Annotated in this window: 11 protein-coding genes and 3 pseudogenes; 10 read left to right on the plus strand and 4 right to left on the minus strand. The window is 66.4% G+C overall.

Going from position 1 to position 9,523, the window contains the following annotated elements; all coding sequences use genetic code 11:
* Nucleotides 1–170: 170 nt before the first annotated feature.
* The 5 genes and pseudogenes from ACO1BU_RS34610 to ACO1BU_RS34630 form a co-directional block, all read left to right on the plus strand.
* Nucleotides 171–746 (plus strand): transposase, encoded by a 576-nt coding sequence (locus tag ACO1BU_RS34610; RefSeq protein WP_424140455.1) that lies wholly within the window; start codon nucleotides 171–173, stop codon nucleotides 744–746.
* 8 nt (nucleotides 747–754) lie between these two features.
* The gene (locus tag ACO1BU_RS34615; protein ID WP_424140456.1) at nucleotides 755–1,033 is read left to right on the plus strand and encodes a hypothetical protein; all 279 of its coding nucleotides are present in this window, start codon (nucleotides 755–757) and stop codon (nucleotides 1,031–1,033) included.
* Nucleotides 1,034–1,163: 130 nt separating this feature from the next.
* Nucleotides 1,164–1,418 carry a FitA-like ribbon-helix-helix domain-containing protein gene (locus ACO1BU_RS34620; RefSeq protein WP_424140457.1) on the plus strand — a complete coding sequence of 85 codons (255 nt, stop codon included), beginning with the start codon at nucleotides 1,164–1,166 and terminating at the stop codon, nucleotides 1,416–1,418.
* A complete protein-coding gene (locus tag ACO1BU_RS34625) occupies nucleotides 1,415–1,837 on the plus strand; it encodes a type II toxin-antitoxin system VapC family toxin (protein ID WP_424140458.1) in 423 nt (140 codons plus the stop codon). The genes ACO1BU_RS34620 and ACO1BU_RS34625 overlap by 4 nt, the downstream gene beginning before the upstream one ends.
* A gap of 70 nt (nucleotides 1,838–1,907) precedes the next feature.
* Nucleotides 1,908–2,054: pseudogene (locus tag ACO1BU_RS34630) on the plus strand (DUF3363 domain-containing protein); the annotation flags it as partial.
* 23 nt (nucleotides 2,055–2,077) lie between these two features.
* Here the strand turns inward: ACO1BU_RS34630 and ACO1BU_RS34635 are convergent.
* Nucleotides 2,078–2,434, minus strand: coding sequence for a hypothetical protein (locus tag ACO1BU_RS34635; protein ID WP_424140459.1), 357 nt, complete (start codon nucleotides 2,432–2,434; stop codon nucleotides 2,078–2,080).
* A gap of 98 nt (nucleotides 2,435–2,532) precedes the next feature.
* On the opposite strand from ACO1BU_RS34635, the gene ACO1BU_RS34640 reads away from it, so the two are divergent.
* The 5 genes and pseudogenes from ACO1BU_RS34640 to ACO1BU_RS34660 form a co-directional block, all read left to right on the plus strand.
* Nucleotides 2,533–3,243 carry an IS6 family transposase gene (locus ACO1BU_RS34640; protein ID WP_424140460.1) on the plus strand — a complete coding sequence of 237 codons (711 nt, stop codon included), beginning with the start codon at nucleotides 2,533–2,535 and terminating at the stop codon, nucleotides 3,241–3,243.
* A gap of 187 nt (nucleotides 3,244–3,430) precedes the next feature.
* Nucleotides 3,431–4,441, plus strand: a pseudogene (locus ACO1BU_RS34645) (IS1380 family transposase); the annotation flags it as partial.
* 338 nt (nucleotides 4,442–4,779) lie between these two features.
* Nucleotides 4,780–4,989: a hypothetical protein gene (locus ACO1BU_RS34650; protein ID WP_424140461.1), complete on the plus strand. Its 210-nt coding sequence runs from the start codon at nucleotides 4,780–4,782 to the stop codon at nucleotides 4,987–4,989.
* The gene (locus ACO1BU_RS34655; RefSeq protein ID WP_424140462.1) at nucleotides 4,979–7,048 is read left to right on the plus strand and encodes a recombinase family protein; all 2,070 of its coding nucleotides are present in this window, start codon (nucleotides 4,979–4,981) and stop codon (nucleotides 7,046–7,048) included. The genes ACO1BU_RS34650 and ACO1BU_RS34655 overlap by 11 nt, the downstream gene beginning before the upstream one ends.
* Before the next feature lie 18 nt (nucleotides 7,049–7,066).
* A pseudogene (locus tag ACO1BU_RS34660) lies at nucleotides 7,067–7,408 on the plus strand (transposase); the annotation flags it as partial.
* Between the two features lie 165 nt (nucleotides 7,409–7,573).
* Here the strand turns inward: ACO1BU_RS34660 and ACO1BU_RS34665 are convergent.
* From ACO1BU_RS34665 to ACO1BU_RS34675, 3 genes are all read right to left on the minus strand, one after another.
* The gene (locus tag ACO1BU_RS34665; protein WP_424140463.1) at nucleotides 7,574–8,194 is read right to left on the minus strand and encodes a FlgO family outer membrane protein; all 621 of its coding nucleotides are present in this window, start codon (nucleotides 8,192–8,194) and stop codon (nucleotides 7,574–7,576) included.
* A complete protein-coding gene (locus ACO1BU_RS34670; RefSeq protein WP_424140464.1) occupies nucleotides 8,191–8,823 on the minus strand; it encodes a hypothetical protein in 633 nt (210 codons plus the stop codon). The genes ACO1BU_RS34665 and ACO1BU_RS34670 overlap by 4 nt, the downstream gene beginning before the upstream one ends.
* A gap of 424 nt (nucleotides 8,824–9,247) precedes the next feature.
* A partial coding sequence (locus tag ACO1BU_RS34675) for a gamma-glutamylcyclotransferase (RefSeq protein WP_424140465.1) occupies nucleotides 9,248–9,523 on the minus strand: 276 nt, incomplete at its 5' end.

The raw sequence follows: 9,523 nt of genomic DNA on the forward strand, positions 1-9,523 counted from the left end.
TTGGCCGAACCGCAGTCCACGCACCTCATCCCAGGCTCCCAGCCGCCTCTCAACCCGTCAGGAGCCTACCCAGGGCTGCCCCAGCTCACCAATCCGGGCGCCCCCTGGCGCGAGTTCTGACAGATCCCTTCGATGAGCACCTGAGGCGCCGCTGGCGGCAGGGCTGCACGGTGGTGCGCCGCCTCTTCGTCGAGATCCAGCGGCTGGGCTACACGGGCTGCTACACCTATCTCGCCCGTTACGTCGCGGCCTGGCGCCGGCACACGGAGCGGAAGGGGGCGCCGCCCGGCACCGCCTCGCCCGCGTCAGCCCAGTTGCCCTGCCATCCGGAAACGGGACGCCGGCTGTCGCCGCAGGTTGCCGCGGCCCTCTGCCTCAAGCCGCGGCCGCAGTTGACCGCGCCACAGCAAGCAGCCGTCGGGGTCCTGAAAGCCGCTGTTCCCGGCTTCACGACGCTCCGACGCCTGGCCATGCGCTTCCGCGCCATTCTGCGCTGTCGAGACACTGGCAAGCTCGACCGCTGGCTGCGGGACGCGCACGAGAGCGGCATCTACGCCATGCGCCGCTTCACACGCACCCTGCAGGGCGACATCGACGCCGTTCGCAACGCGGTCACCGAGCCGTGGAGCAACGGCACCACCGAGGGCCAGATCAGCCGGCTGAAGACGCTCAAGCGCAGCATGGGCGGTCGTGCCAGCTGCGAACTCCTCCGCGCCCGCATGCTTCCCCTTCATGTCGCCGCGTAGCACGCAATGTGAGGAAGAACCCCGACGGGCGCCGCGCAACAGAAGTGGCCATCGCCGTCCGCGCACTCAACCGCATGCTCGAACTCGGACGGCCGGAGTATGTCCGCATGGTTCTGACAGCGTTTGCGCCAGAGCTGCCATCCCGAACACCGCCCGTCAACTTGCCAATGCCCGATCGACTGCTCCAGGTCCGCTGTGCCGTCTACAACGGCACGCTCGGCACCGGCTTCGGGCAGCGCTTCTCGGCTGCCAACGACTACCACCTGCAAGCAGCTATCGCCGCCTGACCACCAGTTTTGCGGCAGTTTCCCCGCCAGATAGCGGATCAGGCGTAGGAAGCGTGCCCCTGTCTTGTCGAGCGATATCGCTTCGACTACATTGATAGCATCGCCATCATTTTTCGTAAGATGCTATCAGATGCCCGCTGTCACCATTCGCAACCTGTCCGAAGAAGCCCACCGCGCCCTCAAGGTGCGCGCGGCGCATCATGGCCGCAGCACAGAGGCCGAAATCCGCGACATTCTCGAAGCGGCGGTTCGCCCCGCCAACCGCTTGCGTCTCGGTTCCGCCCTGTCGGCGCTGAGCCGCGAGGCCGGGCTGACCAATGCCGATGTCGAGGCATTGGAACAGTGCCGCGACCGGACGCCCGCCAAACCCATGAGCTTTGAATGATCGTCCTCGACACGAATGTCGTCTCCGAGGCGATGAAACCCGATCCAGCCCCCGCCGTGCGCGACTGGATGGACGAGCAGACCGCCGAAACCCTCTATCTTTCCAGCGTCACCGTCGCGGAACTGCTATTCGGCATCGGCGCGCTGCCTGACGGACGGCGCAAGCAGAAGCTCGCGACCACGCTCGACGGGCTTCTCGGCCTGTTCGACGGAAGAATCCTGCCCTTCGATACGAAGGCCGCCCGTCACTATGCCGACCTCGCCGTGGCCGCGCGCAATGTGGGCAAGGGTTTTCCGACGCCGGACGGCTATATCGCGGCCATCGCGACCGCCCACGGCTTTGCGGTCGCCACGCGCGACGCCAGCGCCTTTCAGGCTGCGGGCGTCCCGATCATCGACCCTTGGGCAACGGGACGCTGAATATATCGCAGATTCTGGTATTCGCCGGAGGAACGAAGATGAAGGCTTTAGTCGTCGGCGGCACTCGATTCATCGGCGCAGCCTTCTTGCCACTCTGTGAGAGCGCGAGATTGCGCGCGTAGGCATGGAGATGGCCAAGAGCAAAGGGCTGCCGTTCCGAGCCGCTACGAAAGGAGATACAGTCAACGGAAAGTTCACCGGGACAGTGCATCTATCGAGGGACTGCCGCGAGATTGGGGGTCAGGCGGCGATAGCTGCTTGCAGGTGGTAGTCGTTGGCAGCCGAGAAGCGCTGCCCGAAGCCGGTGCCGAGCGTGCCGTTGTAGACGGCGCAGCGAACCTGGAGCAGTCGATCGGCGCCGCGGCGTGACCAGCGCATCCCCTGCGATTTATTCATCCGACGGTTCACCAGGAAGTTGGCCGTGCCTTCGGTCAGCGCCGTGCCGACCCGCAACCCGGCCCGGTGCCGCTCGCCGTAGTCGGCAAGCTGATCGCTCTGCCCGACGAGGTAGCCGTCCAGCGCCCGCAGTGCGGTCCACAGCTTGCGCGAGGGCGCGATGGATCTGTGGCTGCCGGGCTCGCCGCGGAAGTGGTGCATGACCGCGCGGATGCAGCCGATGCTGACCTTCGCATCCTTGGCCTTGCCGTGGCGTTGTCAGGTTGGCAGTCTGGTCGGGCGGTGGCAGCCTGCCTTGTATGACGACCCCGCCCAGTCCGTACCGCGGCTTCCGCTACCCGGCTGAGGTCATCGAGTATGCGGTGTGGCTGTACCACTGCTTCAGCCTGAGCCTGCGTGATGTCGAGCTGATCCTGGCTGCCCGAGGGGTCGTGGTGAGCTACGAGACCATCCGCGCGTGGGGCCTGCGCTTTGGCCGGCAGTTCGCGAACGCTCTGAAGCGGCGTCGGCCGAGGCCGGGCAACAAGTGGTTCCTGGACGAGGTGTTTGTCCGCATCCGCGGCAAACAGCACTATCTCTGGCGTGCGGTCGACCAGGGCGGCAACGTGCCCGACATTCTCGTGCAGAACCGGCGAAGCGCCAAGGCCGCTAAGCGCTTCTTCCGCAAGCTGCTGAAGGGCTTGCAGTACGTCCCGCGTGTGATCGTCACGGACAAGCTGAAGAGCTACGCCGCGGCGAAGCGCGACATCCTGCCCGGGGTGGTGCACCGGCAGAGCCGGTATCTCAACAACCGGGCCGAAGTGTCGCACCAGCCAACGCGACGACGAGAGCGGCAAATGCAGCGGTTCAAATCGGCCCGCCACGCGCAGCGTTTCCTATCCACGCACAGCCGGATCCACAACCACTTCCAGCTTCGCCGCCACCGCATGACTGCCACTGAATACCGTACCGCTCGTGACGCGGCATTTCGCACATGGCGAGATGTGACTGGAGTTGCACGTGCCGTGTAAGGCCATCACCAGCCGCAAGATCTCAGCATTGCCGTCATCGCCAACCTGACAACGCCGCCACCTAACCCTTCTTATTCACGACTGCGTCGGAATGGGGCTGGCGGATGTGGCGTAAGCTGGTGAATGGTTTTACGGATTTGGGTGTCGAGACCAACCCGCAGCATCTTCAGGGCGCGCCACACCCGCCATGGACGACGATACGACCGAGCCGTTCGGCTTTCCAGCGATCGGCCGCAAGAAGGTGGTTGCCGCCTTTGATGGCGGTCGGCTGACCTCAGACGGCGGGGTGATGCTGCTGGCCGCGGCGGAGCGCCATCTCGGTCTCTGTGACCGCCTGGCAGCGCTAATCGCTGATCCGCGCGACCCATCGCGGGTCATCCACCCGCTGGCCGACATCCTGCGGGCGCGGATCCTGGCGATCGCCTGCGGCTACGAGGACGCCGACGACCTCGACCATCTGCGCCGGAATCCCGGCTTCAAGCTGGCTTGCGGTCGCCTGCCCGACACGGGGCGGGACCTCTGCTCGCAGCCGACCATGTCGCGCCGGGAGAACGCGCCCTCCTTGCTCGAGGTGATCCGGCTGATGCGGGCCATGGTCGGCCTCTACTGCGCCAGCTACCCCAGGCCATCCGCCGCCGTGACGCTGGACGTCGGCGACACGGTGGACGTGGTGCACGGGCGCCAGCAGCTATCGCTGTTCAACGCCCACTACGACGAGCGCTGCTTCCTGCCCATCCACGTCTACGACACCGCCACCTCCCGCCCAGTGATGGTGCTGCTGCGGCCGGGCAAGATCCCCTCGGGCGCGGAGGTTCGGAGGCATCTGCGTCGTCTGATTCGGCAGATCCGGCGCCACTGGCCGAGCACCCACATCACCCTGCGCGGCGACGGCCACTACGGCCGCCCGGAGGTGATGGCGTTCTGCGAGGCCGAGGGCGTCGGCTACGTCTTCGGCCTGCCGACTAATGCCGTGCTGCGCGGCCAGGTCGAGGAAGCCGCCGACGATGTCCGGGCCCGCCGTGCCGAGGAGGGCGTCCCGGTGCTGCGCCGCTATGCCCAAACCGGGTACCGGGCCAGGTCCTGGTCCCGCGAGCGCCGGGTGGTCGCCCGCATCGAGGCCAGCAGCATGGGCCTCGATATCCGCTTCGTGGTCACCAGCTTCGCCCGGGGCAGCGCCGAGTGGGTCTATGACGGCCTGTAGAACTCTCCGACACAAGACCCATAGTACTGCGTTTGCGGGCGAGGTGACGGTTGCCTACGCGTGGCATCCGTGGTCGGGCCGGTTGGTCTGCGTGCATGAGGTGATCGAGCGAGCGACCGGCTCCTGGGCGCGCTGCAGTCTGGCCGGCACCGATGTGGTCCGGCTGCGGGAGATCCCGACCTGGATGCTCGACGCGGCGGCCTGCCGCGGGACGTGGCAGGCGCCAGAGCCGGTGGCGGCGTTGTCGGCGCTGGTGGCGTTGCGGGTCCTGCTTTCGGAGACGACGGGGGGCACGGCGGCGGTAGCCTTTGCGCCCCACCGCCCCGGAGAGCGCCATGCCAAACCCCCGTCGCCGCCTGCGGACGCCGGACTGGCAACCCGACCTGTTTCCAGCGAGCCCGCCGCCGACGGCGTGTGTGGTGCCGGGGTGGAGCACCCTGCCGGAGCCGGCCCGGCAGGCGGTGGCGGCGCTGATGGTGCCCCTGCTGATCGCCCATCTCGGCAGCCTGGCACCCGAGGCCGGGGGCGTAGCCGATGAGCGCTGACAAGATTGGCGCGCAGCACCGGGCGCGCAAGGCAGTGCTCTATGTCCGCCAGTCCTCGGCCCACCAGGTCCAGCACAACCGGGAAAGCCAGGCCCTGCAATACGCCATGCGGGAGCGGTTGGCGCAGCTCGGCTGGTCCGAGATCGAGGTGATCGACGACGATCTCGGTCGCTCCGCGGCCGGCGGTGTCGTGCGCGCCGGCTTCGAGCGCATGGTCGCCGAGGTCTGTCTCGGCAAGGTTGGGGCAGTGGCAGCCCTCGAGGTGTCGCGGTTTGCGCGCAACAGCCGCGACTGGCAGCAACTGGTGGAGATGTGCCGCGTCGTCGACACGGTGCTGATCGACCAGGAAACGGTCTACGCGCCGCGGCAGGGCAATGACCGGCTGCTGCTGGGGCTGAAAGGCAGCCTGAACGAGTATGAGCTCGATCTGCTGCGCCAGCGCTCGCTCGCGGCACGCCACGAGAAGGCCCGGCGCGGCGAACTCGTCGTTGCCGCGCCGGTGGGCTTCATCAAGGTGGGCGACCGGCTGGAGAAGGACCCCGATCGGCGGGTCCAGGCGGCAATCGGGCTGGCTATCGACAAGGTCGCTGAACTCGGGAGCGTGCGCCAGGCGCTGCTGTGGTTCCTGGAGCACGGGCTCGACCTGCCGGCCAGGACCTCCGGCGGCGCGGTGGTTTGGCGCCGGCCACGCTATTCCAGCATCGGCCAGCTCATTGCCAACCCGGCCTATGGCGGGGCCTATGCCTACGGCAAGACAGGCGTGGCGGTGCGCTATGACGGCGCAGGGGCGAGAGCCTGCTGCCGGCGCAAGGCGAGCGCGGACTGGCTGGCCTTGCGGCCTGGCGCTCACGAAGGTTACGTCGAGTGGGAGCGTGCGGAGGCGATCCGGCAGATGGTGAGCAGGAACGTACCGGCGGCCGACGTGCATGGCTCACCCAAGCGCGGCTCGGCGCTGCTGGCCGGCCTGCTGCGCTGCCGTCGCTGTGGCCAGAAGCTCACCATCCAGTACACCGGCGCGCGGCACGATACCCCGCGCTACGCCTGCACCCGCGGCCGGCTCGACTACGGGGAGCCGAGCTGCATCGCCTTCGGCGGGCTACGCGTCGACGATGCCACGGCAGCGGCGCTGCTCACCGTCGTCAGGCCGGCCGCCGTGCAGGCCGCGCAGGCAGCAGAGGCGCAGGCCACGGCCCGGCGCGACGAGGTGCGGGACGCCCTGATGCGCGATCTCGAGGCGGCACGCTATGCGGCCGACCGGGCTTTCCGGCAGTACGATGCCGCCGACCCGGAGAACCGCCACGTCGCGGGCGAGCTGGAGACGCGTTGGAACCGTGCGCTGACGCACGTTGCCGCAGTCGAGCAGCGCATCGCCGCACATGACGCCGCCGCCCCTCCGCGTGGCGATCCCACGCCGATCTCCCTGGCCAGCCTCGCCGAGGACCTCGAAGCGGTCTGGTCGGCACCGACCACCGACGCGCGGCTCAAGAAACGCATCGTCCGGACCGTGATCCACGAAGCCATTGCCGATCTCGACGACCACACGGCCGAGATCGTCATCCAGATCCACTGGGCAGGCGGTGCCCACACCGAACTGCGGCTGCCACGCCGCCGGCGGGGGCAGCGCAACAGCACGCCCGCCGACACCGTCGAGGCCGTGCGCGGCCTCGCCCTCATCCTGAAGGACGATGTCATCGCCGGCATTCTCAATCGCAACGGGCTCAGAACCGGCAACGGTAACCGGTGGACGCGTGAGCGGGTGACCTCACTACGATCACACCACAAGATCCCGGTCTACACTGCCGCGCCGGACAGCATCGAGCCCTGGCTTAACTTGAGCCAGGCCGCCACCCTGGTCGGCGTGGCGCCGCGAACACTCCGGCTCGCTGCCGAGCGGGGCGAGATCAACGCCATGCACCCCGTCGCGGATGGCCCTTGGCTGTTCCGACGTGCCGACCTTGATGGCGATGCCGGGCAATCCCTCGCCCAACGCGTTCGCGGGCCGCAGCACCCCACGGTACCGAACCCCGCGCAGCAAAGCCTCTTTCCATCAACAACATAGAGAGATGTGCGTTGTGATGAACGGTTGTACTGCGCGAGGGGACAGGCGGAGAACCTGATCAAGCTGCACAAGGGGCAACTCGCCTCCGACCGCACCTCCTGCCGCTCGCCACTGGCTAACCAGGTCCGCCTCATCCTCCATACCGCTGCCTACTGGCTGCTGCTGACCCTCCGCGACCGCATCCCCAGGCCACATGACCTGGCCGCCGCCGCGTTCACGACCCTCCGGCTGCACCTGCTCAAACTCGCGGGCCGGATCACCGAGACCGCCAGCCGGGTCCGCATCGCCTTCACCGCCGCCTACCCACACGCGGTGCTGCTCTGCGGCCTCGTCCGCAGCTTCCATCCGGCCGGGCCATGACCGACGGGGCCAGTGCCCACCGCGCCTCTCGCCCAGCAACCTCCAACGCCGCCCGTCCGAGCCCAACATCACCGCCGCACGCACGCGGGCACGAACGCATGTCCAGCCCTCAAGTCAGCCCGCCAAGGCCCCCGCCACCACCGCCCGGCGAATAGGAAGGGCTAATCAGCTGAGGCGGTCACTGGCGGACGGGAATACATCCCCGAGCAAACGCGCGACGTCGTCGTCGCGCCAGACCACGAAGTCCACTGCAGAGATGATGCGGGCGTCGCTGGCGGAGACGAGCTTCAAGGCTACATACACTTTAGAGCCCGCAGCTGCATATGTACCCGTCAGCACACATGAATAATGCGGACCAGGAACGGCTGCTCGACTGTCGCGCGTCAGCATCATCTCGCCTTCGTCCTGCTTGCTCAGCATAGCAGAACGGAGGCGCTGCTCCGACACCGTCATGCCCCGCTGAGCAAGTCTGCTTTTGACGATGTCGGCGATGAACGTGCCAAAAAGTGAACTCTGATCAATCCGCTGAGAGTCGGTAAGGGATGATACGATGACCGGCACGGTCCTAGTAAGTTGTGGAGTCGAGTTCACCAGCCGATCAACCGCGCGATAAGTCAGAACAGCTAGATCACTGGCCTGCCCGCGGCCATGCGCATCGGTAGCGGCCGGCGAGGATGGTTCTTGGAAACCCGCGGTGCAGCCCCCGAGGGCCAGCATCGATCCGAGTACCAGCAGTCTGCGGTGCACTGAAACGTTCGCGCTCTTCATCATCAGCAGCCCGCTCACTGGGCGTATTGGAGCGGCCGGGCGCTGCGAGCTAAATGCTGCCCCGGGTCGCGGACGTGCACATAGTTCGGCACGTCGGAGGGAAAGATGTAGAAGGGCTCCTGGAAATTCAGGAGCACTCTGTCTTGCGACTTCAACGTTGCGAACCAGATGCCCTCAGCACGGATCCTTCCCGGATCAGATTTCAGCCGAGAGCCCCAGATGACCACGTCTGCGCCCACCTCGACAACGTGAGCTCGGCTGGGGGAGGTCGCGAGCACCCCTTGGCGTCTGAGTATCTCGGCCCCGAGCGCCCGGCTTAGCTCTCGAGCAAATGGTGTATCCTGATCGGCGCGTACAAAGAATGCTTGCTGGGCACGGGCCACTGAATCAGCATCATTCAATGAGCTGCTCGGCGCCGCAAGCAGACCAGCATTCTGCATTTGATCAGCGATTTTCACGGCGATCCGATGCCAATCCTGGACGTTCGTTGCTTGGTCCTGCTGCGCCCAGTTCTGCAACGCGACTGGGCCAAACATCTTCTGTGCCCTCAATGGCTCGTCAGTGCAGGCAGCAAGCAGGGCTGCCCCGCCGACACATGCGAAGAGAACTGACTTAGCTATCACCAGACCGCCCTCAATCACGCCCATGCGCAGCGAATTTCAACCCATAGTTGCATCAACGATCGTACAATGTCCAGAGAAAGTGGGGTTAGTTCCGCGAACTGTTGACACTCATCGTGAGGCGACCGTGGCGGCGGCGAGCGTCGTCTTTCTGATCATGGCCCTTCCTCATGCTCGGTGCTGGGCGCCGAATCAGAGGGGAAGGACTCGTACCCATAACAGGTCCTCTGTGGATGGCTCCCGCGTTGCAAGTGCGACCTGAGGGTCGGGCATGTCGGTCGGGTGCTGCCTTCTGTCCGGCCTATTCACGCAGCCGATCGGAAACTGCTGGCTCTGAAAGAGTCCGGGACCTGGATTTCATTCTGCTTCGCGGTCAAAATGCCTTCGCCAAACTACGGGTTGTCTCTGTTCCCGGCCTGACGGATCTCGCCATCACGTTGCGTTGGTAACATCACGACCCGGTTCTCTGTTCCTCTGTCACAGCCCGTGTCAGGTGATCGATCAGCGGGTCCTGGATGCCGAGCTGCTGCAGACCGGCCTGGGTCTGGAACAGGTACTCCGCCGCTGTTCCGAGCTGCCCCTTCGCCGTCGCGAGACGCTGGATGACCACGTCCTCGGGCAGCGCGGCATATTGTGGCCCGCTCCGGTTGATGGTGAAGGCGATCCCATTGCCAAACACCTGTCCCGTGCTGTCGTGCAGCGCGACCCAGTGCGGGACATAAGCTCC

Source organism: Roseomonas chloroacetimidivorans, assembly GCF_049629625.1.
Classification (GTDB): Bacteria; Pseudomonadota; Alphaproteobacteria; order Acetobacterales; family Acetobacteraceae; genus Roseomonas; species Roseomonas chloroacetimidivorans.